Source organism: Sphingomonas sp., assembly GCF_048595155.1.
Taxonomy (GTDB): Bacteria; Pseudomonadota; Alphaproteobacteria; order Sphingomonadales; family Sphingomonadaceae; genus Sphingomonas_I.
Map to the genome: position 1 here is coordinate 1 of NZ_JBMDXN010000051.1, position 25,228 is coordinate 25,228.

Sequence of the window (25,228 nt, forward strand, 5' to 3'; positions counted from 1 at the left end):
CGGCTTTCGCCGCCATGATGGCATTGCTGTCGCACGCCACGCGCCAAGCGCGCTTCATCGTGTAGCGAGACGAGGTCTGCCAATCCGCCGGTGCCAGTTTGTCGATCTCTGCCCGTTGTTTCGGGCTGCTCGATCCACCGGCCAGACGGAATTCGACCATGTCCTGGTCCGGCAATACCGACGGTTTCGCGGCCTTTGCCCTACCGCCCAATTTCTTCTGATAAGAGGGATCCGGGCATTTGAACTGGAACTGATATTCCGACCAATAGGGTTTCGTCGCGGCCTCATAGATCATTGTCAGGTCGATCTGGCGGATGCGGGTCGGTGTATTGATCGTATCCATCGATATCGGCGTCACATCCATCGTGGCATCGTCAACGTAGACGACAACGCGGTTTGGCGTCGCGCCTTGCCCATCGATGAGGAGCGTGTTCGACATGGCGGGCGTTGCGGCGGCGATTGCCAGCGTTCCGACGACTGGAGCCAGGATGCGCCGTGCCATGCAAACTCCCATGTAATCCGCCGCATGTCAGCATCGAAATTGGCCGCCACCGGCAAGAGACTGTAGGATCGGTTCATATTGGCCGGGCAGGATCTGTCAAACCAGGGGCATCCTGACACCGTCACTTATGGCGGCGCCAATCTCTGCGGCGGCATCACCTTCACAGCGAAATATAGGCAAGCGTACTGCTTGACGCTGAGACCCCTTGGTTTACGCTCGCCGAATGGCCGATCCATGCCCTCATTTTCATGCGATCGAGGACGTCAGTCCGAGCGCGGATGGCTGCGAGGAATGCCTGAAGACGGGTTCCTGGTGGGTGCATCTGCGGCTCTGCCGGATATGCGGCCATGTCGGCTGCTGCGATCAGTCCCCCAATCGGCATGCCACCAAGCATTTCCATGCGACGGCGCATCCGATCATCGAAGGCTATGATCCCCCGGAAGGGTGGGGCTGGTGCTATGTGGACGAGGTCGATTTCGACTTGCGCGACCGCATGACGCCCCATCCGCGCCCCATTCCACGATTTGTTTAGTCCGAAGTGGCGGTCCGACTGACTCAACTTTTGCACGTCCCAACCGCTTTGCGCTTGAAGCCTTTGTCAAAACGTGATTCTCCAGTCGGTGAGATGTCGCGCCGTCCCGCCTTGAACATGATCCGATCTGCTTTCTGGCCAACCGTGGCGTTGGCCGTGATCCTATATTTCGCCGGCGCGGCGATTGTCGGCCAAAATGGTCTCTTCTCTCTGGCCGGCTATCGGCATCAGCGGGCCCAGCATCTGGTGACGCTGCAGAATTTGCAGGCCGAGCGGGCGCGGCTGGCACATCATGCCGATCTGCTGGATCCACGCCATGTCGATCCGGATTTCGCGGAAGAGATGGTGCGCAAGCAAACCGGACAGATTCGGCCTGACGAAGTGATCCTGCCGGCCGACTAAGTCGATCATTTCGCCGCAATTCATCTTCTTTAACGGCCGGATCAGCAGATTGAAGGGGGCGGTTGCGCGCCGTGCAACCTTCGTAGCGGAACTGGCCGTTGCGGGAGCGGGTTTGTCCCGCCTATAGGGCGCTGTCTAAAGCGCCCGTAGGAGAGAGATCCGCCTTGGCCCGAGCAGAAAAATCAGTTGCGTCCGAAGCTCCGGCTGCGCCGCCCGCGACCCCGAACCGCGAACGCCCGCCCGAGCCTCGTCCCTACGAAGCATCGAATGAGGAGCTGCTCGAATTTTATCGGCAGATGTTGTTGATCCGGCGGTTCGAGGAAAAGGCCGGTCAGCTTTATGGACTCGGCCTCATTGGTGGTTTCTGCCACCTCTATATCGGCCAAGAGGCAGTCGCTGTCGGCCTGCAGTCGGCGCTCAAGGTTGGGCGTGACTCGGTCGTCACCGGCTATCGCGACCATGGCCACATGCTGGCTTACGGCATCGATCCGAACGTCATCATGGCCGAATTGACCGGTCGCGCCGCCGGCATCTCGAAAGGCAAGGGCGGCTCGATGCACATGTTCTCGGTCGAGCATGGCTTTTACGGCGGCCACGGCATCGTCGGCGCGCAGGTCTCTATCGGTGCGGGCCTCGCCTTCAAGCACAAATATGCAAATGATGGTGGCGTCGCGCTCGTCTATTTCGGCGACGGCGCTGCCAATCAGGGCCAGGTCTATGAAAGCTTCAACATGGCGGAGCTGTGGAAGCTGCCCGTCATCTTCGTGATCGAGAACAATCAATACGCGATGGGCACGAGCGTGAACCGCGCGTCGGCCGAAGACCAGCTCTACAAGCGCGGCGAAAGCTTCCGCATTCCCGGCATCCAGGTCGACGGCATGGACGTGCTGGCGGTGCGTGGCGCTGCCGAGACGGCGCTGGAATGGGTCCAGGCCGGCAAGGGTCCGGTACTGCTGGAACTCAAAACCTATCGCTATCGTGGCCACTCGATGTCGGATCCGGCCAAGTACCGGTCGCGCGAGGAGGTCCAGTCGGTGCGCGACAAGAGCGATCCGATCGATCATCTCGCCCGCATCCTCGCCGAAAAGGGCGTGGGGGAGGATCAGCTGAAGGCGCTTGACAAGGACATCCGCAAGATCGTCGCCGACAGCGCCGCCTTCGCGGAGGAATCGCCCGAGCCGGAAGCGTCTGAACTCTACACCGACGTCCTCGTCGACACCTATTGAGCGCGAGACAAGATGCCCATTGAAATCAAGATGCCCGCGCTCTCCCCGACGATGGAGGAGGGCACGCTCGCCAAGTGGCTGGTCAAGGAAGGCGACACCGTGAAATCGGGTGACGTGCTGGCCGAGATCGAAACCGACAAGGCCACGATGGAATTCGAGGCGATCGACGAAGGCACCGTTGCCAAGATCCTGGTGCCCGAAGGCACGGATGGTGTGAAGGTCGGCGACGTGATCGCCGTGATCGCGGGCGAAGGGGAAGATGCCTCCGCCGCGAGCTCCGCGCCCGCGGCTGCTGCGCCCAAGTCCGACGCGCCTGTTGAACAGCCTGCGTCCCAGAAGCCGGAGCTGGCTGGCGAGGGCGGCGACGAGGCGCCCAAGCAGATGGAGACCGGCGCGCGCGCTTTGGTCGCCAATGTCGCGGACACGCAGGACGATCCCGAAGTGCCGGAGGGTACGGAGATGGTCCGCACCACCGTGCGCGACGCCCTGCGCGATGCGATGGCCGAGGAAATGCGCAAGGACGATCGCGTCTTTGTGATGGGTGAGGAAGTCGCCGAATATCAGGGCGCCTATAAGGTGACCCAGGGCCTGCTCGACGAATTCGGCGACAAGCGCGTGATCGACACGCCGATCACCGAATATGGCTTCGCCGGCATCGGTGCCGGTGCGGCAATGGCGGGCCTGCGCCCGATCGTCGAGTTCATGACGTTCAACTTCGCCATGCAGGCGATCGACCACATCATCAATTCGGCCGCCAAGACCAACTATATGTCTGGCGGACAGATGCGCTGCCCGATCGTGTTCCGCGGTCCCAATGGCGCTGCGGCGCGCGTCGCCGCGCAGCACAGCCAGAATTACGGCCCATGGTATGCGAGCGTTCCGGGGCTGATCGTGATCGCGCCTTATTCGGCGGCCGATGCCAAGGGCCTGCTCAAGGCGGCGATCCGCTCCAACGATCCGGTCGTCTTCCTGGAGAATGAGCTCCTCTATGGGCAGTCGTTCGATGTGCCCAAGCTCGACGATTATGTCCTCCCCATCGGCAAGGCGCGCGTGGTCAAGCCGGGCAAGGACGTGACGCTGGTCAGCTATACGATCGGGGTCGGCGTCGCGCTGGAAGCAGCCAAGCAGTTGGCGGAAGAAGGCATCGATGCCGAGGTGATCGATCTGCGCACGCTGCGTCCGCTCGATACCGCGACGGTGTTGAAGAGCCTCAAGAAGACCAATCGCCTTGTCGTGGTCGAAGAAGGCTGGCCGACCTGCTCAATCGCGTCGGAGATCGCGGCGGTGGTGATGGAGCAGGGCTTTGACGATCTGGATGCGCCGGTTCTGCGGGTCACCAACGTCGACGTGCCGCTGCCTTATGCCGCCAATCTCGAAAAGATGGCGCTGATCACCGCCGATCAGGTCATCGCGGCGGCCAAGAAGGTCTGCTACCGCTAATGCGTGGCTCCCGCGTGGGAGCCACGTCTTCGATGCGGGGTGGTAGGCCATGACAGCTGAACCATCCCAAGTCGTCGATCCTGAGCGCGCCTTGGCGATTGCCTATGCGCCAGCAGCGCGGCGGACCGCCCTGGCCAAGCTGTTCCAGCTGGATGAGCGGCTGGGGCAGATCGTTGCGACGACCAGCGAGCCGATGATCGGCCTCATGCGGCTCACTTGGTGGCGTGAGGCGCTGGAAAAGCTCGATCAGCCCGGCCGCAAAGTGCCGGATGAGCCGCTATTGCGCGCGCTGGCGGAGGAGATCGTGCCGCGTTTCGCCTCCGGCGCGATGCTGGCGGCGATCGAGGACGGCTGGTCGGCCCTGATCGACGAGGACGATCCGGAGCGGCTGCTGCTTCGCCACGGTGGAGAGCGGGGCCGGCACCTGTTTGCGGCGGCCGCCGCCATTCTTGGGGCCGATGATGCCCGGCTGCCCGCCGCCGGCGAAGTATGGGCGTTGACCGATCTGGGCTTTCATCATTCCAGCGCGACGCTCAGCGCCGCCGCCCGCACACGCGCCGTGCAGTTGGCAGATGCGATACCGTCCGGGCGATGGCCTTCTGCTGCTCGCCCGCTGGCGGCGCTTTTTACTCTGGCCGTGGGAGATAGTCGGAAGGGACGTCGGGTTCAGGGTGGGCCAGCCCGTCTGATGCGGATGCTGGCGCTGCGGATGACGGGGCGGTAGCAAGGGGCATCGGCAAGGGGAGGCGAACGATGTGGCGCTATTGGGTGGGGGCAGCGGCGGCGATCCTCTTGATTGCGGGCGGCATTTTCTGGTGGCGCAGCACCGCGTCCGCGCAGCATCATACTCCGCGCCATGCGAAGGCTGCGTCTGCGGGCTTGGAGGCGGGCGACGAACCCATCCCTGAGCCACCCGCCGCCACCGAAAAGACGCGCGAAGAAAAGCGCTTCCTGCGCAGCGACCGCGACAAGAATGGCGTGATCAGCCGCGACGAATTCCTCGCCGCGCGGCGGCGGAACTTCGCCAAGCTGGACGTCAATGGCGACGGCCGGCTGACCTTCGAGGAATATGCCGTGAAAGCCGAGGAGAAGTTCACCAAGGCGGATGCCGACAAGTCCGGATCGCTCAGCCCCGACGAGTTCGAGACGACCAGGGTCGCGCGCAAGGCGAAGGCGACCTGCGCCTGCCAGCCGAAAGGCGACGATGGCGATTGAGGAGCGCTGGCGGATTGTCGACGGCGATCTGACCGACCCAAGACTGCTGGAGCTGTTAGCCACGCACGTTGCCACTGCGACGGCGGATATGCCCCGCGAAAGCTGCCATGCGCTCGACGTAGCGGGCTTGCAGCAGCCGAATATCCGGCTGTGGGCGCTCTGGGGCGGACCTGAGCTCTTGGGTGTCGGCGCGCTGAAGGATCTTGGCGGCGGTCACGGCGAGCTGAAGTCGATGCACACGGCCGCGCTGGCCCGCGGCCAGGGTGTGGGCTCCGCGATGGTGCGCCATATCCTCGCGACGGCCAGGGCGGATGGCTTCCGCCGGGTCAGTCTGGAGACCGGTGCGATCGCCTATTTTGCCCCGGCACGGCGTCTTTATGCGGCGCACGGCTTCGTTCCTTGCGCACCGTTCGGCCCCTATCGCCCCGACGCCAACAGCGTGTTCCTGACGCACGACCTTGCGGCGGACCCAGCAACCTCTACATGAGATATAGCCGAAGGCTCCGCCGCGGCACCAAATCTTGCGGCTCAAAACCGCCAACAATCGGAAATTAAGTGACGATTCCAGGAAAAGAATTGCTGTTCCTCGCGCTCGGCGGGTCGGGCGAGATCGGCATGAATGTCAATCTCTACGGCTGCGACGGTAAATGGGTGATGGTGGATCTCGGCCTGACTTTCGCCGACCCGGCCTATCCGGGCGTGGATCTCATCCTGCCCGACCTCGAGTTCATCGAGCGCAATCGCGACAAGCTGCTCGGAATCGTGCTCACCCACGGCCATGAGGATCATATCGGCGCGATCCCCTACCTTGCCGCCGATCTGGGCGTGCCGCTCTATGCCACCCCGTTCACCGCGGGCCTGATCCGCGGCAAGCTGGACGAGGAAGGTATCGCGTCACAGGTCAAGCTGAACGTCGTCGAACGCGGCGGCAGCGTTAACCTGGGCCCCTTTAACTTCACCTATGTGCCGCTGGCCCATTCCATTCCGGAGGGCAATGCGCTGTTGATCGAGACGCCGTATGGCAAGATCTTCCACACCGGGGACTGGAAGCTGGACGAGGAGCCGCTGCTTGGGACCCCGGCAACGGCTGAGGAGCTGACGGCGATCGGTGACGAGGGTGTGCTCGCCCTGGTGTGCGATTCGACCAATGTGTTCAACGATGCCGCCTCCGGTTCCGAAGCGGCCGTCCGCGAGGGCCTGGACGGGGTGATCAAGGCGGTTGAGGGGCGGGTGCTCGTCACCACCTTCGCGTCCAACGCGGCACGGGTGCAGACGCTTGGCCAGGTTGCGCGCGATTGCGGCCGCCAGTTGTGTGTGGCCGGTCGCTCGCTCGACCGGATCATCAAGGTCGCGAAGAGCGTCGGTTATCTTGCGGATTTTCCGCCGATCATCGATTTCGATGCGGCGATGAAGTTGCCGGCGCACGAAGTAATGATCATCGCTACCGGCGGGCAGGGGGAGGCGCGCGCCGCGCTCAGCCGTGTCGCGTTCGACAGCCATCCGATCAAATTGTCGGAAGGCGACACCGTGATCTTCTCGTCCAAGCAGATTCCGGGCAATGAGATGGCGATCGGGCGCATCCAGAATGCGCTTGCCGCGAAGGGCGTCATCATGATCACCGATCGTCAGGCGCATGTGCACGTCTCCGGCCATCCCGGCCGGCCGGAACTTGCGCTCATGTACAAGTGGATTCGGCCGGAGATCATTCTGCCGGTGCATGGCGAGATGCGGCATATGGCCGAGCAGGAGCGGTTTGCCCTGTCGCAGGGCGTGCCGCGAGGCATCGTTCAAGCGAATGGCGCGGTCATCCGCCTCGCGCCGGAGGGGCCCAAGAAGATCGGTACCGAACGGTCGGGACGCCTGATCCTGGACGGCGACGTGATCCTGCCGGCAGACGGATCGACCATGAATGAGCGTCGCCGCATTTCTGCCAATGGCGTGATCGCCGTGACGGTGGCCTTGGATCAGAACCGCCGTTTGCGGGGAGAGCCGGCCATATCGATTCAAGGTATCCCGGTGGAAGAGGATCGCGAGGATTTCCTCGACGATGCGCGGGATGCGGCGGCGAGCGCAGTGCGCGGCAACAAGAAGGAAGAGGCCGCGTTACGTGAGGCGATCCGCTTGAGTGTGCGTCGTGTCGCGACCACCTGGACGGGCAAGAAGCCGGTGGTCGAAGTGGCCTTGATCGAGGTTTGAGTCGACGATGCGCCTGAGCTCGATCATCGCGCTATACCCGCTGTTCTGGGCACTAAGTTTCTTCTTCGTGCTGCCTTTTCGCCTGCAGTCCGAAGGCGAGGATCAGCGCGTGCCGGGTCAGTTCGATGGCGCGCCGCCAAAGTTCAGTTTCGCCCGCACGGCAAAGTGGACGACGCTCGTCGCGGCGATTTTGTTTGGCTTCTATTATGCCAATTACGTCTATCAGTGGATTCCGGTGCAGGCGTTGAACCTGGTTCCCGACCGGGTGCTGGAAGGCAAATAAGCGGGCGCACATCCGGATCCTTCGGTCTTTACGGGGCAATTACCGCTGTCGCGCCGCCTTGAACGCGTGCACGCGCGGACATGAACGACCCGACGGGCGCGCGTTGGAGCGCGAAATGCTGGAGGCCCACAGGACCGGGCATGGCGACGTAGAGCGCCTCGACACCGCCCTTGGCATGGTAGGTCTCATGCCAGAAGCCGGCGCCAGCCGACAATTCGCGCATACGCCGCCACCATTCGGCATGCGGCTCGCTGCGGGTGAAATGCTCCAGTGCCTCCATATCGCGCCAATATTGGCGAAAGCCGAAGTGGCGCAGGCTGAACATCATGCCTTCATGCGCGAGCAGGCCATCCGGCCGCGTGCGCATGATCTGGTTCAACCCGGGCCCGATCTTGCGCATCGCGAGCAGACCTCGCCAGCCCTTTATCCGGAAGCCCAGCATGATCATGACAAGATCCGGATAGGCAGAGAGATCTACCGAGCGGCGGTCGACGGGCGCTTGCATTGCCGAACTTCCTTGTGCTTACATCGTAAACATACAGCTCATTGTGTACGATGTAAACATGCCTGAAGAGCCTGCTCCCAAATTGCGCATACGTCTGGTGACCGCCGCTTTGGCAGCGCTCGAACGCGGGGATGATCTCAGCCTGCGCGCGGTTGCGCGCGATGCGGGCGTGTCTGCAATGGCGCCCTATCGTCACTTCCGTGACAAGGCGGATCTGTTGGAGGCCGTGGCGGGGAGCGGTTTCGATGATCTGCGTACGGTTTTGCTCGCGGCGGATGCGCAACCAAATGCCAGCGCGGCTCTGGTGGCACAGGGCGAGGCTTATATCGCCTTCGCGCGAGCACGACCGGCCTTGTTCCGGCTGATGTTCGGCGGCCATTATGAAGGGCCACCTCCTGTCGGCGACAACGCCTATGGCGTAATGGTCCGGCGGGTGCAGCAACTCGCTCCGGACAATCTGGAGGCGGCCACGCTGGCGTGCTGGTCGGCCGTCCACGGCATGGCCACCTTTGCGCTCGGCGGCGGTCTGGGTGGGGGCGGCCCACAGCTGGAACGTGCCGCGCTGGAGCTTGTTGTAGACGGCTTGGGGCGCTCGCCGCCCCACTGAGTCAGGCTTGCACCCTGCGCGCCGCCCTTGAGGCGTACCGGCGCACTCGGAGGCTGATGCCGCCGGGACGACGAGCAGCATCGAGAAGGGCCTCGCATGCGGCCGACCTCGTCGGTGCTTTTTCTGGTGAGAGATATCCAGCAAGGGCACCTTCCTGCGAGGTGGCGGCGTTGAAGACGGGTGCGTAGCTTGCCCAGGGGAGGCAAGGCGGCCTAGGCAGGAAGGTGATGCAACGCCTCCGTCTGACCGCCCGGCAATTAAGCTATTTCGTTGCGGTCGCCGAAACCGGGGGCTTCACGCGTGCCGCTGAGAAAGTCGGTGTGTCTCAGCCATCCTTGTCGCAACAGATCAGGACTCTGGAAGAGGTAATTGGTGGCCCGCTGTTGGAACGCGGCGGGCCCCCCTTGCCGACACCCCTTGGCCGCGAGGTGCTGGAGCGCGCGCGGCGCATCCTGTTGGATATGCGCGATTTGGAAGACGTGCGCGCGATCGTGGGCGACGGTCTGACGGGCACGATCCGGCTGGGCGTTTCCCCAACGTTGGGCGCCTATATTCTTCCCGCGATCGTCGCGCGGCTGCATCGGGAGCATCCTTCGCTGAGAGTTCATATTCGGGAAGGCCTGCCAGCGATACTCGGCCCCGAACTCCTTGCCGGTGCGCACGATATGGTGCTGGCCCAATTGCCGGTTCCGGGCGCAAACCTCCATTGCGAGCGCCTGTTTCGCGAGCCGCTGCTCCTGGCGATGGCGGCCGATCATCCGCTTCATCGCAAGTCGGCGATCGCGCCGGCCGATCTTGCCGGGCAGCCCCTGCTGACCCTGCTTCCTGAGTATCGCCTGAGCGAGCAGGTGACCGCGATTGCCGCCGAGACCGGAGCAATCCTGTTGCGGGATTATGAAGGAACCAGCTTGGATGCGGTGCGCCAGATGGCCGGCATGGGTGTCGGGCTTACGCTGCTGCCCGAACGCTATGTTCGACAGGAGGTGCGGGAAGGAGACGACGTGGTGGTGCGCCCCTTTACCGGCAGCCGCTATTATCGCGATATTGGATTGCTGTGGCGGCAGGGGGCCGGACGTGCCCCCGCCTTCCACCTGATCGCGGACTATCTCCGCGCGGACGGATAGGAAAATCCTATAGAGATTATAGGCTCTGCATCATTGCTCCAATGCGCTTGCTAACATAGATCACGCGATGCCCTAGGTTGGAGGTATGGCGTGGTAGGAAGGCGATTGGGGTTCCGCGACGCCGTTGGCTGGCTGAGCGAAATCATTGGTCCTGATGCGGCCTATATCCGGCTCGGCCTGATCTACACTGTCGCAATCAGCCTGCTGGCGCTGGCGACGCCGATCTCGGTTCAGCTCCTGATCAATAGCGTCGCCTTCATCGGCGTACCGGCGCAGCTCTGGACGCTCTCCGGCATATTGCTGTTCCTGCTGTTGCTCGTCGCGGGCCTTAGCGCCTTGCGCGTCTATCTGATGGCGTTGTTCGAGCGCCGGGTGTTTTCCCGCGTTGTTGCGGAGATTACCGTTCGCGCGGTCCATGCGCAGAACCCGTTCTTCGGCGAGGCCAATCGCAACGATCTGTTCAACCGATTTTTCGATCTGGTGGTGGTACAGAAATCGGTGCCGAGCCTGGTGATCGGTGCTTTCACCATCGTGCTTCAGGGCGTGGTCGGACTGGTGCTGACCAGCTTTTACCATCCCTTCTTTCTCGCGTTCAACGCGGTCCTGCTGATCACGCTGCTGTGCATTTATCTGGTCTGGCAGAGCGGCGCGATCAACGGCGTGGTCGCGCTCAGCGATGCCAAGCATAAAGCGGCCCGTTGGCTGGAAAGCGTCGGCGGATCCAACGGCTTTTATAAATCGAGCCGACATCTCGGCTTTGCGATGGATCGATCGGAGCAGGTCACTGCCGCCTATGTCCGCGCGCATCGCCGTTACTTCCGCTACAGCTTCGCACAGACGCTGGCATATCTGCTCCTTTATGCCATCGCGAGCGCGGCGTTGCTGGCGCTGGGTGGCAATCTGATCCTGCGCGGAGAGCTTTCGATCGGCCAATTGGTCGCCGCCGAACTGATCATGTCGAGCGTCTTTTACGGCATATCGCAGCTCGGCTGGTACCTCGACACCTTCTATGATCTGGTAGCCTCTTCCGAGGAATTGTCGCAGCTGTTCGCCATTCCGCAGGAACAGGCGATCACCAGCGGCCGGGGCCCCGACGATGGCGCGGTTCGCCTGCGCGACGTGCAGATCGACGACGCCCATTTCAACTTCGCCCTACGCGCTGGCGAGCAGTTGGTCGTGGCGGCCGAGCCAGGCGCCGAACGCCCCCTCACCATGTTGTTGAAACGGCTGACGACGCCCGTGCGCGGTCTCGTCTCGATCGGTGGGGTCGATCTGGGCGCGCTGGATATGTATTTGCTCCGCTCCGCCGTGACGGTGCTGGATCGCCCGACGATCGTGGAGGTCACGATCCGCGAATATCTGTCGCTGGCGGCGCCGGACGCGTCGGCAACCGCGATGCTGGACGTGCTCGATCTGGTGGGCCTCGGCCATCGCATCGCGCTGCTGCCGGCGGGGCTTGACACGACCTTAAGCTCGTCCGGCTGGCCGCTTTCGATTGCGGACGTGATGGCGCTCAAGCTCGCCAATGCATTGCTCAGCCGCCCGCGTGTGCTGGTTCTCTCGTCCCTCTTCGACATGATGCGGGTGGAGCGGCTGCAACGTGCGCTCCAGGCGCTGCGTGAGGCGGGAACGACCGTGTTGCTGTGCACCGGCCGGCCCGAGGCGATCGCCTTGGATGGATGGTTCTGGCTGGGGCGGCAGGAACAAAAGCGCTTTGCCACTGCGGCCGAGCTGCAGGATCATCTGGCCGAGCGGGAGGCGCGTCATGCCAAACAGGCCTGAGCATATCACACACTTCCGTACGCTGGCCTCGATCCATGTTCCGCGTCCGGCACGCGTCATGGCCTGGATGGTGGCGCTTGGCATATTGGCGACGCTAATCTTTCTCGTGTTCGTGCCCTGGGTTCAAACGGCGCAAGGGCCGGGCCAGGTGGTCGCGCTCAATCCGGACGATCGGCCTCAATCCGTGTCCGCTTTGGTGCCGGGCCGGGTGGAGCGCTGGTATGTTCATGACGGCCAGCATGTCGAACGCGGTCAGCGAATTGCCCGGATCGTCGATATCGATCCCAACTTCTTGTCCAGGCTGGCCGCGGAACGAGCGCAGGTCCAAGCGGAGATTGCGGCGGTACGCCAATCGCAGGCGGTTGCCGCAATCGACGTAGGCCGGACGCGCCAACTGCTCGCCGAAGGCCTGGCGGCCCGACGCGACTTTGAGCAGGCCCAGATCAAGGTGGCCGACACCGCGGCCAAGCTCGCCGACTCGCGCGCCAAGCTCAACCGGATCGATGTGCAGCTGAACCGCCAGTCGGCCCAGGAAGTGCGTGCGCCGCGTGATGGACGCATCCAGCAATTGAATGCCGCCGCCGGTGGCGCGCTTATCTCCGCCGGAACCGTGCTGGCCTTCGTTGCGCCCGAGCGGATCGAACGCGCGGTCGAGATCTACGTCGATGGACGGGATATCCCGCTGGTCCGGCCCGGCAGCCCGGTACGGCTGGAATTTGAAGGCTGGCCCGCGATCCAGTTCAGCGGTTGGCCCGCGATCGCCCAGGGCATGTTCGACGGGCGCGTGCGCGCGATCGACCCCATTGCAGGGCCCAACGGCTTGTTCCGGGTGCTGGTCGAACCTCAGCCTGGCAAGCCAGGCTGGCCCACCGGACGCTTCATTCGCCTTGGCGGCAAGGTTCGTGGGTGGGTCCAGGGGCAGACAGTCCGGGCAGGTTATGAGCTCTGGCGCCAGCTTAATGATTTCCCGCTGGATTTTGGGCAGACGACCCCGACCGGCGAACAGGCCAAGACCACGCAGGCCAAGGACGATCGCGAAGCGGCGGCCAAGGCAGGAAAGCCCGGAAAATGATCGCTACGATGCTGGCAGCCGTGGCCGCGCTGGCCAATGGCGCAGCGGCGGCGACCCCGCCGCCAGCCGCGATACAGGCCCGATCCGCTCCGCCCCTGACGTTGAGCGAAGTGCTGCAAGCCTCGGCACGATCCGCACCGCAAATCGTCGAGGCGCTTGCCCGTAGCCGCCAGGCCGAAGGGCGCGCGCTTGCCGCCGATGGGGCGTTCGACACGATGTTCGAGGTGGACGCGCGGCAGCGGACGCTGGGCTATTACAATGGCTCGGTCGTGGAGAGCCGGGCCACGCAGCCGCTCAGCAGCAACGGCGGCTATGTCTATGGCGGGTACCGCGTCTCGCGCGGCGATTTCCCCGTCTATGAGGACCAAGCCTACACCAATCGCGCGGGCGAGGTGAAGGTCGGTGCGCTTTACTCGTTGCTGCGCGATCGGTTGATCGACGAACGCCGCAGCAAGCGAACGTTGGCCGCCAGCGACATCAACATCGCCAGGTTCGAAGCGGCCGCCGTAAAGATCGGCGTGCAGCGCCGCACAATCGACGCCTATCAATCCTGGGTGGCCGCGGGTCTGCGCCTGCGCGCCTATCGTGAACTGCTGGAACTGGCCGAGCGGCGGCGGGGCGGCATCAGCCGACAGGTACAGCTCGGCGCGCGGCCCGATATCCTGCTGATCGAAAATGACCAGAACCTCGTGAGGCGGCGCGCGCTGGTGGTGCGGGCGGAGCAGGATTTCGCGAGTGCGGCCAATGCGCTGTCGCTTTATTATAGCGACAGCGCCGGACAGCCCTTGCTGGTCGGTGCCGATCGCCTGCCCGCCGATGCGAGCGCACTGGCCGGACCGAGCGTGCGGAGGAGTGGACCGCCGACCGCGCGTCCGGATGTGCAGCAGCTGTTGCTGCGCGTCGAACAGTCGGCCGTGAAGCTGGCGGTGGCACAGAATGATCTGCGGCCGCGGCTGGACCTACGCGGCGATGTGAGCAAGGATCTCGGCCAGGAGGGCGTCGGTGGCCGCAGCCGCACGCCGCTCGAAGCGTCCGTCGGGGTGCGGTTGTCCGTGCCGCTGCAGAACCGTGCCGCCAAGGGCCGGCTCGCCGAAGCCCGCGCCGAAATCGATGCTCTCGAGGCGCGAAGTCGCTTCCTGCGCGATCAGATCACCGTCGAGGTGGAAGGGATCAATATCGCGGTGGATGGCGCGGTTCGCCTCGCCGAAGCCGCCGAACAGGAAAGCGCGCTCGCCGATCGGCTTGCTGCGGCCGAACGCCGCCGTTTCGAGCTGGGATCGAGCGACTTCTTCCTGGTCAATCAGCGGGAGGAGACTGCCAACGACGCGCGCGTCCGCCTGATCGATGCGAAGGCCCGCATAGCCTCGGCACGGGCGGAGCTGGCCGCCGCGACGGCAGACTGGGCTGCGCTGGGTCTGCCGCCCCAGGACGATACGGTCCCTTGATGATCATGTCCTAGGGGCGTGCCTGCAACGTCAGGGCTCACCCGAAAACGTCTTAGGACCGACCGGTTGTTGCCAGGCTTGCGGCCAGCCATCGAAATCGGCAGCCGCCCAGATCCCATCTTGCTCGTTCGCAAAGAAGACGTAGCGCGGCGGATCGGGCCAACCGTGCCAATCACGTTCGCGCACGATCCAGTGCCGGCCATCAACCTCCGCCACCGCAATCGTCGCATCCCCGAAGCGACCCAGGACAGGATGCACTTCGATCGTCTTCTCGTCCGCCGCGGTCGGCGTCCGCCAAAGCACCGCGCGTCTGCGGCACTGTCGGAAACGGCGGAGATAGCGAAGATCGTCGACGATGCTCTGGCCGAAGCCATCATAGTCAGAACCGGCGACGCCGCAGCCGATCAGCGTACGAAAAGATCGGAGCGCGGACCTGATCATGCAACCTTATCGGACGACGCACAGCCTACCGGCAAGAGTTCGTCTTCCATCCGGCAGCCGGGCCATGGTTCGGAACGCCGCGCGCGGCGTTGTTAGGCCAGGGAGAATATTCATATGGATAGAAGCAGCCGCACGACAGCCGTGCGCAGAACAGGTGAGATGGCGGCGATCTTTATGATCGGCGATGGCATGCTGGGACTCACGCAGCCTGCGCGGCATGTCGATCTCTGGCGGTCTCCCCATCCCGCGATCGACAATCTTGTCCGGCCTTTCGGACAGCGGCCCGGCCGACGCCGACTATACGGCGTCCTGCAAATCGCAGCTGGTCTCGCGCTCGCGTCCCGTCTGCGCGCCCGCTAAGCGGGATCACGCATCATGGTTAGGGCGGCGAGGACAGAGAAGACATGCCAGGAATGAGGATCATCTTGCCGCTATTGGCAACGCTCGCGGCGTCAGCGGTTGGCGCGCGCGGCTTCGTCATCAAGGATCTGATCAGCCAGGGTAAGGCCGCCGCAGCTGCGCTGGGTTCCGGCTTTCAGCTGCGCTCCACGCCGAGCCGCTTGATCCTCCATTGTACGCGCTGCCCGGGCGAGCCGGTGGTCGATCTCGTCCTCGGCACGCAGCCCGACGGTACCGAGGATCGGGTTCGGTCCGGCAAGACGACGATGGCGGACCTGGAGCGTCTGTGCCGTACCAGAAGCCCCCAATGCCGGATCACCGCGCTCGACGTGAAGCCGGCGGTGGGGTGGGTCAGCGCTTACCCGATCGGAGAGCGCGCGGGCGCCACCGCCGTCATCATTCGCGATGGCCAATTGCTGACCATCCGTTCCGTCGCGAACGAACCGGCACAGACCCGGCGCAACATCGACCAGCTGATCCCCTTGGTCCGCACCCGGATCATCGGATCGTAAATCAGATCAGCCGGCCGAGCAGACACCCCGTCGGAGCTGCCAGTTTACGGCATAGGCGTTGGAACCGTCGCAAGTGCCCAGTTCGCGCTGCATCGCGATGGCGACCGTCTCGGGCGCTACGCCCTCAAGGCCGAACAGGGCGGTGCAATAGAGGCCGGCCTGGCGAGCGGTGCCGAACGTCCAGGGTATATCGGCGACCACGGCCCTGCCGCCCTTGGCCAGCAGGCGGCGCATCTCGCGAAACGCGGCGGGAAGATCCGGGCAATGGTGCAAGCCCGCCAGGCTGACGATGCAGTCTACGCTCCCATCGAGCGGGTACCCGTTCGATCGGCGCCTGGACGGCTCGATAGGTCCGGCCCTGCAGGCAATGGGATACAAAGGTCAGCGAAGGCTCGACCGCTATATGGTGCACGTCGGCCGGTAGGTAGCGATGAAGATAGCCGCGCCCGGCGGGCATGTCAGCCGACGTCCGCTTTCGACGGCCCGTAGAGCATGGCGCCGAAGGCCTCTGCCGCGCTGTCGCGGGCGATCGGCAGCGCATCAAAGCGCCTCTCGACAGCCTGCCGCTCCTCCGCAACCCACGCGTGCCTGCTGGCCATGAACTGCGCACGCGAAAATGCGGGCACGTTCCACTAATCCGAGATCAAGAGATGGTGGATCATTGGCCGTCCGCCAAGGAAGAATGTCCGCATCTTCCGCTACAAACCGTCGGGGCTTTGTGTCGACATATTGCGTCAGGAAAGTAGGTTGTTGTCGGTTGGCTCTGGCGCAAAACGTCGTCGACATTGCCCGCAAGTCTTACGATTTCGCCGGAAAGAGGGCCGCTGGCCCGCAAGGTAGCGGGGGAAAGTGCAGTTGGTTCTTTCAATCGCCGACCAAGCCATGGGCTCCTTGTCGATGAAGCGGGCCACGCGGGGAACGATCAGCCCGTCGATGTCATAAACTTCTGGGCGGCGTTCTCCCTTGCCGGTTCGTTCCTCGGGCGTCCAAACGGGCTGGAGGAGGCGGGATCAGCGGCGCAGCCGCTCGATCGCCTGCGCGAGCGCGACGTAGAGCTTGCCGGTGTCGGACGACAGCATCGTGGTCGCGATCGGCGTACCGTCCCGCGTCGCCATCACCCGGCGCAGCAAGGCTTCGAAATCGTGGATGTAGCGGTTGACCTGATCACGGAATTCGCCGTCCTCATTGTAGCGCTGCACCACGATCTGCGCTTCCGCCCGATCGAGCAGCCGCACCGCTCGGCGGGTGAATATGCCGCGATCGCCGCGAAGATAGGCTTTCCAATCCTCGTCGGTGACTTCGTTGGCGAAGACCTTCGCGATATCGATCGCGGTCGAATTGAGCGCTTCGATCAGCAGGCCGGCGGTACGGGCGAAGCTCTGGTCGTCATGCGCCTCGGTGTCGGTGCGGTTGGCTTCGATCCGCGCTTCGATCGCCGTGGAGGTTTCCGCGATATTCACCAGCTGACGGGTGAGCCGCTCCGCCGCCAGTTGGGCGGCCTGGATCGCCTGTTCGGAAGTGGCGCCGATGGCCGCAATTTCCTGTTTGCCGACGTCGGCCAGCGCCACGCTCATCGCCCGCGCCGCGCTCTCGCTCATACGCTGCGCGACCCGCGGGATGGCGGCGGTGAAGGCATCGCGGGCGTGATCGGCTGCTTGCGTCGCCGTATCGCGAACCTGGTTCAGCGCTTCGACCAGTTGCACGGAGGCCCCCTCGCTCAGCGAGCGCACCTCGGCGCCGGCCTTGGCCAGCAGCTCTTCCAGGATACGCGTCTGTTCGGTCAGGGCAGCAAGGCGACCGTCCGTCTGTCCGCCAATCTCGCCCAACGCTGCGCGTTGGCGTTCCAGCAGGCCTTCCGCCTCGGCCAGCCTTTCGGTCACGGCCGCGGCCGCTTCGCCAAGGCTTTCCGTGCGTGTCCCTGCGGTCGCGATCGCCTGGAGGCTTTGTTCCGCATGGAGGCGAATCCGGGCCAGCGCGGCCGGGATCGTATCGGAGATAGTTGCGCTGCTCGCTTCCGCTTGCTGGCGCAGCTGACTGACACGATGGAGGAGCACCTCGGCGGTCTGGCTGCTGCCACCAAGCGCACGGCCAACGGCATCGGCATGACTGGACAGCGTGCCGATATGGGTCGCGAGGTCGGCGGTATGTTCGGATCCCTTGTCACCCAACTCGGCAAACCGAGCTTCGGCGGCACTGATCGCCTGATCCAGCTGGGCCAGCATCGCCGCGGCGGTCTGTTCCTGCCCCTTGAGGCCGGTGCCGATATCTTGAACGCGCGCCAGCAGGGCATCCAGCCGCGCGGCGAGCGCGCGTGCCGCCTGTTCGCTAGCCGCCTCCACGGTTGCCCGATTCTGTTCGACCAATGCGGTCAGCGCACCGCTCTGCGCGGCGATCACCTGACGGCTATCCTCCAGACTTTCTGCTGCGGCACCTAGCGCCCCGTCAATGGCGCGACCCATCGCGCCGGCTGCGTCCTCAATCCGCTTGTCGGCCGCGGCTGCGCTGGCCTCGATCCGGTCGAGCTGGCTGGCAAGCCGCGCCGCGGCGCCGCCGGTCGATTCATTCGCCGCCTTGGCATGGGTATCGAGTTGGCCAAGCAGCTCGCCGAGAGCGCGCGCGCGGGCATCGGCTTCCGCCCCGCTCTCACGCAGCCGTTCCCCGACCGTGCGCGCAATATTTTCGGCATTCGGCAGCTCGGCAAGAAGAACGTCCAGGTCACCGCGTGCGACCGCGGTGGCGCTGTTCAGCGTCGAGACGGTCGCGCCGACGGCGCTCGCCTGCTCGCGCAGATTACCCGCGACCTGGTCGATACGATCACCCGCGGCGCTGCCGAGATCGGCCAGTTCCGCGGCCTGTTGACTGAGCGCACCGCGCGCGTCGCCGATCCGCTGATTGAGGAGGGACAGCGTGTCGGCCAGCGCGACCGTGTCCACCCGCAAGCGCGCGGACGCGCGCGAGTAAGCACGTGCCTCGGCCCGTCCCGTCCGCAGCAGCAAAAGATAGAGGATGGCGATGAGGGCGAGGGGGCCGCTGGCAAGGCCGATCCAGGCTGCGAGCGTCAACGGGGGCAGCAGGCGGGAGGGGCTTGCTTCGAACAAGGTGAGGCCTAACGCCACCACCCAGCCGAGCGCCAACAGGGCGAGCAGGGCAGACGCGACGATCTGCGGCCAGGGTCGACGCGGCGCGGTGTCCCACACAGCGTCTTCGGTCACGGCCTCTGCCGCTTCGTGCAACGGCTCTTCTGCCGTCAGCATCCTATTTCCCGCCCCATGAGTCATGGCCGGACATTACCAGCTTAGCGTGGACACGAAAGCGTTCAGATGCAGAGGCGCTTGATTTGCGCGGCATTGCGACAGAGAAGCCGCGCATGCTGGGGGATGGACCAACGGCGCTGATCGGCGCGTATGAGCCAGGACCAGGCCCGGGCGGCCTGCGCGCATTGCAGCCGTTGGCCGGCATGAGCGTGATCGAATATCAGGCGCGGCGCGCAGCGGAAGCAGGGGCAGCCCGCATCTTGCTGCTGATCGATGAGGCGCCCGTCGAATTGTCCGAAGCCATTGCGCGCCTGCGCAGCGACGGCATTCAGACGGGCATGGTGCAGGGCATCGATCAAGCCGCAGATGCCTTGGCCCAGGATGATAAGGTGCTGCTGATCGCGGAGGGCTGCCTGCCCGCAATAGGCTTGCTCCGCGCCCTTTCGGCGGCGCCAATGCCGGCGCTCGGCACGTTGCCCGACACTCCGGAATATGGCCAGTTCGAGCGGATCGATGCGGAACAGCGCTGGGCCGGTGTGGCCCTGCTGGACGCGCATCGCATCGCCGAAACGGCCGCGATGATCGGCGCGTGGGACCCCGTTTCCACGCTGTTGCGACGCGCGGTGCAGGAAGGCGCCACGCGGATAGCGGCGGTGACCCCGCCAATCCTTGTGACAGATCCCAGCAGCCTGGCTGCTGCCGAACAAGCAATCTTCGCGGCAGCGCGGGAGCCGGCGCGCGATCTGATCGGAACCCTGCTGTTCGTCCCCGCCGAAGAATTGGCCATGCCGCTGCTAATGGCGCGCAAGTCCGATCCCACCCTGATTGCCGGTGGGGCTGCCGCGCTGGCGTTGCTGGGCGGCATCCTCGCTTCTGCAGGCTGGCCATGGTTGGCGCTGCTGGCGCTCTTGCTGTCTGGCCCGTTGGCGGGCGGTGCGGCACGGCTAGCCCGGATCAGCCAACGCTCCCCGTCGCGCCAGCATCTGTTCGGAAGCGTGCGGATCGGGGGCGCTGCCCTGGCGGCGGTCGGCATGGCGCAAACGCTGGCGGCCGCGAGCGGCCAATGGGGCTGGTGGCTGATCGGCGCGATCAGCATCCTGTCCATGGCGGGGCTGTGGGTCGAGCGCCGGACGAGCGCTGCGCCGATGCCCATCTGGCTGGCAAGTGCCGACACGATGATATGGATGCTGCTGCCCTTTGCCTTGGCCGGCCGTTGGAATTGGGGCTTCGGTGTGATGACCGCCTATAGCTTCGCCTCCTTCGTTTGGGCGCAAACGCGCAAACTGAAGGACAATCGCGTCGGCGAATGAACCCTTTACGATAGCTCACGTTTCTCCCGCCGACAGGATGGGAGTACGTCATGACCGAACCTATGCCAACGGATGCGATCGCCTTGCTGAAGGCGGATCACCGCAAGGTCGAAGAGCTGTTCGAGGAATTCGACAAGGCACGGCGATCGGATCGTAAGGCGGCGATCGTGGCGCAGATCTGCACAGAATTGAAAGCCCACACCATCATTGAGGAGGAGATCTTCTACCCCGCGGTGAAGCCGAAGATTGACGGCGCCATCGTGGAAGAGGGCGTGGTGGAGCATGACGGCGCCAAGGTGATCATCAACGATCTGGAGCAGGCCGATCCCAAGAGCGAATATTATGACGCCAAGGTCAAGGTGCTGTCCGAAGAGATCAAGCACCACGTGGCGGAGGAAGAGCGTTGGATCACCGGCATGTTCGCGCAATCACGGCGGACCGATATCGATATGGAAGCGCTGGGCGCCAAGCTTGCGGAACGGAAAACCGAGCTGATGGCGCAGGCAAAGGCAGATAAGGGCTTGCCCTATGCCAAGCCGAGCGCATTGAAACTGGTAAAGGCTTAAGGGACTTGGCGGCGGAAGTTCCGCCGCCTTCCCGACCCTTTTTAGAGGGCGACCACGAGCCCTACGGCAAGCGCATGCGCCGCGATCGCGAGCACGATGCTCGTCGCGTTTTCGAAGATATTCACTTCATTTTCCTTGTTGCGAGATCCGCATCGTTGTGCGGTGCAACATAGATAGCGATCGAACGGCCGATCGCCATTTTAAAACGGGCTATCGCGGGTGCATTATCTGCAATCGGCGTGGAGCGGCATGCCGAGGTCATGGAAAGACGTCGCGACAGCCTGCGCGCTGACGAGCACGCCAAGGCAGGTGCGCACATGAAGGAGCCCACTCAGCCCAAGATGCACCCCGTCCGGATTGGCGGGTGAATCCGCAATCAGATCCAGCAATGCCGCTTCGTCGCTGGTCATACGCTGGCAGCAGCAGGGCGCGACCGTCAGCTTCGAGCCTGCCACGCGCGCAAGTTCAGCCATCAAAGCCCGCAGGAGCACCAGCGGCCGCCTATATCCCAGGCCGAAGCCGGTAAAGAAGGCATGCGCTGCGTGCGCATCGGCAATGCCGCCTACCGCCATGCGGCGAACCGCATAGAGCAGCAACCGGCGATAAGGGTCCGCGGGCGCGGTGTGCGGCAGAAGAGTTTGCGGATCGGTGTCGCGCATGAGCAGCTCCTATCAAGGAGGCCATGCTTCCATTTTAGCTAATGATAGTCAATCGCAATAAGAGTCCGCTTCACGTTGGTAGCGTGCCGTTCGCCGCAAGGACCGCGCCGGCAAGATATAATGAGCCACCGATCAAAACGAGGGGCGCTGCGGAATCGCTCGCGGCAATCTTGGCCAGCGCACTGCCCGGATCGTCGGCGGAGGAAGATGTCAGCCCCAGCGAATCACCGACCTCCCTCACGACCTCCGGCGCATGATGCGCATGCCCAGGCACCGGCACCGCCCAGATCTGCGCGGTGCTTCCGGCAAAGGGCTCGAGAAAGCCGCGCAAATCCTTGTTGGACAACATGCCCAGGATCAGATGGAAGGGGCGCCCCGGCGCGATCCGCGAACGGAAGAAATCGGCGATGGCGCGGCCCGCCGCGGGATTATGTCCGCCGTCCAGCCACAATTCACTGCCGGCCGGTAGCAAGGCGGGCAGCGCGCCAGTTGCCAGGTGCTGCAGGCGCGCGGGCCATTCGGCCCAGCCCATTGCTGCGCGCAGCGAGGCAGAGGGAACCTCAATGGCAGTCTGGTGGCGCAGCATCGCGACCGCGAGCGACGCATTGCCTGCCTGATGGCTGCCGGGCAGCCGCGGCACCGGCAGCTCCAGCTCACCAAATTCATCATGGTAATGGATCTTGTTGCGATAGATTGAGGCGTCCCAGACACCGCCCTTCGCCAGCCACCGTGCGCCGGCCTCGCGCGCGACCCGCCCGATCTCGTTGGCAAGGCTGGATGGATAATGTTGGGTGATGAGGGGCACGTCCTTCTTGGCGATGCCGGCTTTCTCCGCCGCGATCTGCTCGATCCGGTCCCCTAGAAACTGCTGATGATCCAGGCCGAGTTGAGCGATGCCGCACATGATCGGCGTCTCGAGGACGTTGGTGGCGTCCAGGCGGCCGCCCAGTCCCACCTCGATAATGCAGGCATCGGCCGGATATCGCGCGAAGGCCAGGAAGGCAGCGGCGGTAGTGACCTCGAAGAAACTGGGACCAATGCCTTCGGCGACGTTCAGCACCTCATCGAGCAAACCCGCCAGGATCGGATCGCCGACGATCGATCCGCCGATGCGCATGCGTTCGTTGAACCGCACGAGGTGGGGGCTCGTGTAAACATGCACCTTCTTCCCGGACGCTTCGAGAGCGGCACGCAGAAAGGCACAGGTCGATCCTTTGCCGTTCGTGCCGGCCACATGAAAGACCGGTGGGAGGGACCGTTCGGGATTGCCGAGGCGGGCCAGCAGCCCGCTGATCCGCTCGAGGCCAAGCGTGTCCGCGCCTGGGGAGAGCGAGGACAAGCGTTCAAGCTGGAGCTGAACCGCAGGGTCGGACGAGACGGCGAAATCAGCCATGAGCCTTTGGTGCGCTGTTCAGGGGTTGGGCGAACTAAACGTGTTTGCGACGGCCTGTCACGCGGGGGTGCGACCGAACCTCACAGCGTCTTGGCCGCTGCGCCGTATCACGCGGCCTTAACGCCCGGACAGAGATAAGCGATCAGCCGCGCCAATTCCGCGCGGAGCTTGTGGCGATGCACAACCATGTCCAGCATGCCGTGATCCAGCAGATATTCGGCCCGTTGGAAGCCCTCAGGCAACTTCTCGCGCACGGTGCTCTCGATAACGCGCTGGCCGGCAAACCCGATCAACGCGCCCGGCTCGGCGATCTGTACATCGCCCAGCATCGCATAGGAGGCCGTGATCCCGCCGGTCGTCGGATCGGTCAATACGACGATGTAGGGAAGCCCGGCTTCGCGCAGTTGCTGCACGGCCACAGTGGTTTTCGGCATCTGCATCAGGCTCATAATGCCTTCCTGCATGCGAGCGCCGCCGCCGGACGTGAAGATGATGTAGGGGCAACGATCAGCAATCGCCGCTTGAATACCGGCGACAAACGCCGCGCCTACAGCCAAGCCCATCGTGCCGCTCAGGAAGCCGAAATCCTGGACGCCTATGACGGCCTTGAAGCCTTCGATCCGGCCAGACGCGTTGAGCAAGGCATCCGACTCCCCCGTCTTCGCGCGCGCTGCCTTGATGCGGTCCACATAGCGCTTCGAATCGCGGAATTTCAGCGGGTCTTCGCGCACTTGCGGTGCGGGCAGCGGCGTATAGATGCCGCCGTCGAACAGCGCGTCGAACCGCGCGTCTGCGCCGATCCGCCCATGATGCTGGCATTTCGGGCAGACCGACTGGTTCTCTTCATATTCGCGCGTGAACAGCATCGTTCCGCAGCTCGGGCACTTGTGCCAGAGGTTGTCGGGGGTTTCCCGCTTGGGCATGAAGGGCAGCGCGTTGCGCACCCGATCGATCCAGCTCACGCTGCCATCTCCTTACGTGCGGCATGCACAGCGCCGCTTAAATCTCTGACAAGATTGGCTACTGCGGGAGCAGGGTCAACGCCATCCGCGGCCGCCGCAGCGATCACGTCCACGATTGCCGAGCCGACCACGACACCATCCGCCACCTCGGCAATGGCTGCAGCCTGTTCGGGCGTTCGCACGCCGAAGCCAACTGCGATCGGAAGATCGGTATTTGCCTTAAGCTTGGCAACGGCTTGCGCAACGGCCGCGCTGGCCGCTTGCTGCATGCCAGTGATACCCGCTACCGATACGTAATAAAGAAAGCCGCTGGCGCTGCCGAGAACCGTTGGGAGCCGTTCCGCATCGGTGGTCGGCGTAGCCAACCTTATCACCGCAATTCCCTGTGACCGCAGTGCAGGCCCCAGCGCACCATCTTCCTCTGCCGGTGTGTCGACGCAGATGACGCCGTCGACGTCAGCCCCGGCGCACGCATCGGCGAACCAGGCGGCACCGCGACGGAGCATCGGGTTGGCATATCCCATCAACACCAGCGGCACGTCAGGATGGCGGGCCCGAAAGCCGTTCGCGATCGCAAAGATATCGGCCGTACGCGTGCCGGCGGCAAGCGAGCGGAGATTGGCCCGCTGGATGGCTGGGCCATCGGCCATCGGATCCGTGAACGGGATGCCGAGCTCGATCACGTCGGCCCCGCCTTCTACCAGCGCATCCAGGATTGCGGGCGTCGCAGAAGGAGACGGATCGCCACAGGTAACGAACGTCACCAGCGCCGGTCGACTCTTGCTGAAGGCAGCCGAAAGCCGGCTCACATTGCCACTCCCAGAGCGTCGGCGACCGTGAAGATATCCTTATCACCGCGGCCGGAAAGGTTCAGCAGGATGATCTGATCCTGACGATATTCCCGTGCCTTGCGCACGATCGCTGCCAGCGCATGCGCGCATTCAAGTGCAGGTATGATGCCTTCGGTGCGGGAGCAAAGCTGGAAAGCATCGAGCGCCTCCTGATCGGTTGCCGGCTCATACTGGACGCGCCCGATATCGTGCAGCCAGCTATGTTCGGGACCGATCCCCTGATAGTACAGGCCGGACGAGATGGAGTGCGATTCGGCAATCTGGCCGTCCTCGTCCTGCAGCAGGTAGGTCTTGTTGCCATGCAGGATGCCGGGCGAACCGCCGTTAAGGCTGGCGGCATGCTGTTCGGTGTGAAGGCCGTGTCCCGCCGCCTCGATGCCGAGCATCTTGACGTCAGGATCGTCCAGAAAGGGATGAAACAGACCGATCGCGTTCGATCCCCCACCGACCGACGCCACCAACAGGTCCGGTAGACGGCCTTCTGCCTGTAAGATCTGAGCCTTGGCTTCTATTCCTATGACGGATTGGAAATCGCGCACCAGCTCCGGAT

Annotated in this window: 28 protein-coding genes; 17 read left to right on the forward strand and 11 right to left on the reverse strand. The window is 64.1% G+C overall.

Annotated features, from left to right (window positions below):
- A partial coding sequence (locus tag ACOJSI_RS08445) for a hypothetical protein (RefSeq protein WP_420137829.1) occupies positions 1–502 on the reverse strand: 502 nt, incomplete at its 3' end.
- Positions 503–725: 223 nt separating this feature from the next.
- Here ACOJSI_RS08445 and ACOJSI_RS08450 point away from each other — a divergent pair.
- The 9 genes from ACOJSI_RS08450 to ACOJSI_RS08490 all read left to right on the forward strand — a co-directional run bounded on the left by ACOJSI_RS08450 (position 726) and on the right by ACOJSI_RS08490 (position 7,796).
- On the forward strand, positions 726–1,034 hold the full coding sequence (locus ACOJSI_RS08450; RefSeq protein ID WP_420137830.1) for a UBP-type zinc finger domain-containing protein: 309 nt from the start codon (positions 726–728) through the stop codon (positions 1,032–1,034).
- A gap of 117 nt (positions 1,035–1,151) precedes the next feature.
- On the forward strand, positions 1,152–1,436 hold the full coding sequence (locus ACOJSI_RS08455) for an FtsB family cell division protein (RefSeq protein ID WP_420137831.1): 285 nt from the start codon (positions 1,152–1,154) through the stop codon (positions 1,434–1,436).
- A gap of 164 nt (positions 1,437–1,600) precedes the next feature.
- Complete coding sequence (pdhA, locus tag ACOJSI_RS08460) at positions 1,601–2,662, forward strand: pyruvate dehydrogenase (acetyl-transferring) E1 component subunit alpha (protein WP_420137832.1); 1,062 nt, start codon at positions 1,601–1,603, stop codon at positions 2,660–2,662.
- Between the two features lie 12 nt (positions 2,663–2,674).
- Complete coding sequence (locus tag ACOJSI_RS08465) at positions 2,675–4,102, forward strand: pyruvate dehydrogenase complex E1 component subunit beta (RefSeq protein WP_420137833.1); 1,428 nt, start codon at positions 2,675–2,677, stop codon at positions 4,100–4,102.
- Between the two features lie 49 nt (positions 4,103–4,151).
- On the forward strand, positions 4,152–4,826 hold the full coding sequence (locus ACOJSI_RS08470) for a squalene/phytoene synthase family protein (protein ID WP_420137834.1): 675 nt from the start codon (positions 4,152–4,154) through the stop codon (positions 4,824–4,826).
- Between the two features lie 29 nt (positions 4,827–4,855).
- Positions 4,856–5,317: an EF-hand domain-containing protein gene (locus ACOJSI_RS08475; RefSeq protein WP_420137835.1), complete on the forward strand. Its 462-nt coding sequence runs from the start codon at positions 4,856–4,858 to the stop codon at positions 5,315–5,317.
- Complete coding sequence (locus ACOJSI_RS08480) at positions 5,307–5,804, forward strand: GNAT family N-acetyltransferase (protein WP_420137836.1); 498 nt, start codon at positions 5,307–5,309, stop codon at positions 5,802–5,804. The genes ACOJSI_RS08475 and ACOJSI_RS08480 overlap by 11 nt, the downstream gene beginning before the upstream one ends.
- A 68-nt stretch (positions 5,805–5,872) precedes the next feature.
- Entirely contained in the window at positions 5,873–7,513 is a 1,641-nt protein-coding gene (locus ACOJSI_RS08485) for a ribonuclease J (RefSeq protein WP_420137837.1), read from the forward strand.
- Positions 7,514–7,520: 7 nt separating this feature from the next.
- Positions 7,521–7,796, forward strand: coding sequence for a DUF1467 family protein (locus ACOJSI_RS08490; protein ID WP_420137838.1), 276 nt, complete (start codon positions 7,521–7,523; stop codon positions 7,794–7,796).
- A 28-nt stretch (positions 7,797–7,824) separates the two neighbouring features.
- Here the strand turns inward: ACOJSI_RS08490 and ACOJSI_RS08495 are convergent, their stop codons facing one another.
- Positions 7,825–8,301 carry a monooxygenase family protein gene (locus ACOJSI_RS08495; protein ID WP_420137839.1) on the reverse strand — a complete coding sequence of 159 codons (477 nt, stop codon included), beginning with the start codon at positions 8,299–8,301 and terminating at the stop codon, positions 7,825–7,827.
- A gap of 58 nt (positions 8,302–8,359) precedes the next feature.
- On the opposite strand from ACOJSI_RS08495, the gene ACOJSI_RS08500 reads away from it, so the two are divergent.
- From ACOJSI_RS08500 to ACOJSI_RS08520, 5 genes are all read left to right on the forward strand, one after another.
- Complete coding sequence (locus ACOJSI_RS08500) at positions 8,360–8,908, forward strand: TetR/AcrR family transcriptional regulator (RefSeq protein WP_420137840.1); 549 nt, start codon at positions 8,360–8,362, stop codon at positions 8,906–8,908.
- A gap of 227 nt (positions 8,909–9,135) precedes the next feature.
- Positions 9,136–10,032, forward strand: coding sequence for a hydrogen peroxide-inducible genes activator (locus tag ACOJSI_RS08505; protein ID WP_420137841.1), 897 nt, complete (start codon positions 9,136–9,138; stop codon positions 10,030–10,032).
- 90 nt (positions 10,033–10,122) lie between these two features.
- On the forward strand, positions 10,123–11,814 hold the full coding sequence (locus ACOJSI_RS08510; protein WP_420137842.1) for an ABC transporter ATP-binding protein: 1,692 nt from the start codon (positions 10,123–10,125) through the stop codon (positions 11,812–11,814).
- The gene (locus ACOJSI_RS08515) at positions 11,798–12,886 is read left to right on the forward strand and encodes an efflux RND transporter periplasmic adaptor subunit (RefSeq protein WP_420137843.1); all 1,089 of its coding nucleotides are present in this window, start codon (positions 11,798–11,800) and stop codon (positions 12,884–12,886) included. Before ACOJSI_RS08510 ends, ACOJSI_RS08515 begins: the two co-directional genes overlap by 17 nt.
- Positions 12,883–14,331 carry a TolC family protein gene (locus ACOJSI_RS08520; RefSeq protein ID WP_420137844.1) on the forward strand — a complete coding sequence of 483 codons (1,449 nt, stop codon included), beginning with the start codon at positions 12,883–12,885 and terminating at the stop codon, positions 14,329–14,331. The genes ACOJSI_RS08515 and ACOJSI_RS08520 overlap by 4 nt, the downstream gene beginning before the upstream one ends.
- Positions 14,332–14,361: 30 nt before the next feature.
- Here the strand turns inward: ACOJSI_RS08520 and ACOJSI_RS08525 are convergent, their stop codons facing one another.
- Positions 14,362–14,772, reverse strand: a complete 411-nt coding sequence (locus tag ACOJSI_RS08525; RefSeq protein ID WP_420137845.1) for a hypothetical protein — start codon at positions 14,770–14,772, stop codon at positions 14,362–14,364.
- 413 nt (positions 14,773–15,185) lie between these two features.
- On the opposite strand from ACOJSI_RS08525, the gene ACOJSI_RS08530 reads away from it, so the two are divergent.
- On the forward strand, positions 15,186–15,683 hold the full coding sequence (locus ACOJSI_RS08530) for a hypothetical protein (protein WP_420137846.1): 498 nt from the start codon (positions 15,186–15,188) through the stop codon (positions 15,681–15,683).
- Between the two features lie 6 nt (positions 15,684–15,689).
- On the opposite strand, the gene ACOJSI_RS08535 is transcribed toward ACOJSI_RS08530, so the two are convergent.
- From ACOJSI_RS08535 to ACOJSI_RS08545, 3 genes are all read right to left on the reverse strand, one after another.
- Positions 15,690–16,061, reverse strand: coding sequence for a class I SAM-dependent methyltransferase (locus ACOJSI_RS08535; RefSeq protein ID WP_420137847.1), 372 nt, complete (start codon positions 16,059–16,061; stop codon positions 15,690–15,692).
- A gap of 80 nt (positions 16,062–16,141) precedes the next feature.
- Entirely contained in the window at positions 16,142–16,282 is a 141-nt protein-coding gene (locus ACOJSI_RS08540; RefSeq protein ID WP_420137848.1) for a hypothetical protein, read from the reverse strand.
- Positions 16,283–16,693: 411 nt separating this feature from the next.
- Positions 16,694–18,937, reverse strand: coding sequence for a hypothetical protein (locus ACOJSI_RS08545; RefSeq protein ID WP_420137849.1), 2,244 nt, complete (start codon positions 18,935–18,937; stop codon positions 16,694–16,696).
- Between the two features lie 83 nt (positions 18,938–19,020).
- On the opposite strand from ACOJSI_RS08545, the gene ACOJSI_RS08550 reads away from it, so the two are divergent.
- A complete protein-coding gene (locus ACOJSI_RS08550; protein WP_420137850.1) occupies positions 19,021–20,247 on the forward strand; it encodes a hypothetical protein in 1,227 nt (408 codons plus the stop codon).
- A gap of 50 nt (positions 20,248–20,297) precedes the next feature.
- Positions 20,298–20,813, forward strand: a complete 516-nt coding sequence (locus tag ACOJSI_RS08555; RefSeq protein WP_420137851.1) for a hemerythrin domain-containing protein — start codon at positions 20,298–20,300, stop codon at positions 20,811–20,813.
- A 224-nt stretch (positions 20,814–21,037) separates the two neighbouring features.
- On the opposite strand, the gene ACOJSI_RS08560 is transcribed toward ACOJSI_RS08555, so the two are convergent.
- The 5 genes from ACOJSI_RS08560 to ACOJSI_RS08580 all read right to left on the reverse strand — a co-directional run.
- Positions 21,038–21,472, reverse strand: coding sequence for a DUF6628 family protein (locus tag ACOJSI_RS08560; RefSeq protein WP_420137852.1), 435 nt, complete (start codon positions 21,470–21,472; stop codon positions 21,038–21,040).
- 70 nt (positions 21,473–21,542) lie between these two features.
- On the reverse strand, positions 21,543–22,865 hold the full coding sequence (locus ACOJSI_RS08565) for a bifunctional folylpolyglutamate synthase/dihydrofolate synthase (protein ID WP_420137853.1): 1,323 nt from the start codon (positions 22,863–22,865) through the stop codon (positions 21,543–21,545).
- 107 nt (positions 22,866–22,972) lie between these two features.
- Entirely contained in the window at positions 22,973–23,827 is an 855-nt protein-coding gene (accD, locus tag ACOJSI_RS08570) for an acetyl-CoA carboxylase, carboxyltransferase subunit beta (protein WP_420137854.1), read from the reverse strand.
- Entirely contained in the window at positions 23,824–24,636 is an 813-nt protein-coding gene (trpA, locus tag ACOJSI_RS08575) for a tryptophan synthase subunit alpha (RefSeq protein WP_420137855.1), read from the reverse strand. The genes accD and trpA overlap by 4 nt, the downstream gene beginning before the upstream one ends.
- A partial coding sequence (locus ACOJSI_RS08580) for a pyridoxal-phosphate dependent enzyme (protein WP_420137856.1) occupies positions 24,633–25,228 on the reverse strand: 596 nt, incomplete at its 5' end. The genes ACOJSI_RS08580 and trpA, both read right to left, overlap by 4 nt.

Coding starts and splice junctions, on each gene's coding strand:
- ACOJSI_RS08450 (WP_420137830.1), top strand. CDS start 726: ATGGCCGATCCATGCCCTCATTTTCATGCGATCGAGGACGTCAGTCCG.
- ACOJSI_RS08455 (WP_420137831.1), top strand. CDS start 1,152: ATGATCCGATCTGCTTTCTGGCCAACCGTGGCGTTGGCCGTGATCCTA.
- ACOJSI_RS08465 (WP_420137833.1), top strand. CDS start 2,675: ATGCCCATTGAAATCAAGATGCCCGCGCTCTCCCCGACGATGGAGGAG.
- ACOJSI_RS08470 (WP_420137834.1), top strand. CDS start 4,152: ATGACAGCTGAACCATCCCAAGTCGTCGATCCTGAGCGCGCCTTGGCG.
- ACOJSI_RS08475 (WP_420137835.1), top strand. CDS start 4,856: ATGTGGCGCTATTGGGTGGGGGCAGCGGCGGCGATCCTCTTGATTGCG.
- ACOJSI_RS08480 (WP_420137836.1), top strand. CDS start 5,307: ATGGCGATTGAGGAGCGCTGGCGGATTGTCGACGGCGATCTGACCGAC.
- ACOJSI_RS08490 (WP_420137838.1), top strand. CDS start 7,521: ATGCGCCTGAGCTCGATCATCGCGCTATACCCGCTGTTCTGGGCACTA.
- ACOJSI_RS08495 (WP_420137839.1), bottom strand. CDS start 8,301: ATGCAAGCGCCCGTCGACCGCCGCTCGGTAGATCTCTCTGCCTATCCG.
- ACOJSI_RS08500 (WP_420137840.1), top strand. CDS start 8,360: ATGCCTGAAGAGCCTGCTCCCAAATTGCGCATACGTCTGGTGACCGCC.
- ACOJSI_RS08505 (WP_420137841.1), top strand. CDS start 9,136: ATGCAACGCCTCCGTCTGACCGCCCGGCAATTAAGCTATTTCGTTGCG.
- ACOJSI_RS08515 (WP_420137843.1), top strand. CDS start 11,798: ATGCCAAACAGGCCTGAGCATATCACACACTTCCGTACGCTGGCCTCG.
- ACOJSI_RS08520 (WP_420137844.1), top strand. CDS start 12,883: ATGATCGCTACGATGCTGGCAGCCGTGGCCGCGCTGGCCAATGGCGCA.
- ACOJSI_RS08525 (WP_420137845.1), bottom strand. CDS start 14,772: ATGATCAGGTCCGCGCTCCGATCTTTTCGTACGCTGATCGGCTGCGGC.
- ACOJSI_RS08530 (WP_420137846.1), top strand. CDS start 15,186: ATGAGGATCATCTTGCCGCTATTGGCAACGCTCGCGGCGTCAGCGGTT.
- ACOJSI_RS08540 (WP_420137848.1), bottom strand. CDS start 16,282: ATGGCCAGCAGGCACGCGTGGGTTGCGGAGGAGCGGCAGGCTGTCGAG.
- ACOJSI_RS08545 (WP_420137849.1), bottom strand. CDS start 18,937: ATGCTGACGGCAGAAGAGCCGTTGCACGAAGCGGCAGAGGCCGTGACC.
- ACOJSI_RS08555 (WP_420137851.1), top strand. CDS start 20,298: ATGACCGAACCTATGCCAACGGATGCGATCGCCTTGCTGAAGGCGGAT.
- ACOJSI_RS08560 (WP_420137852.1), bottom strand. CDS start 21,472: ATGCGCGACACCGATCCGCAAACTCTTCTGCCGCACACCGCGCCCGCG.
- ACOJSI_RS08565 (WP_420137853.1), bottom strand. CDS start 22,865: ATGGCTGATTTCGCCGTCTCGTCCGACCCTGCGGTTCAGCTCCAGCTT.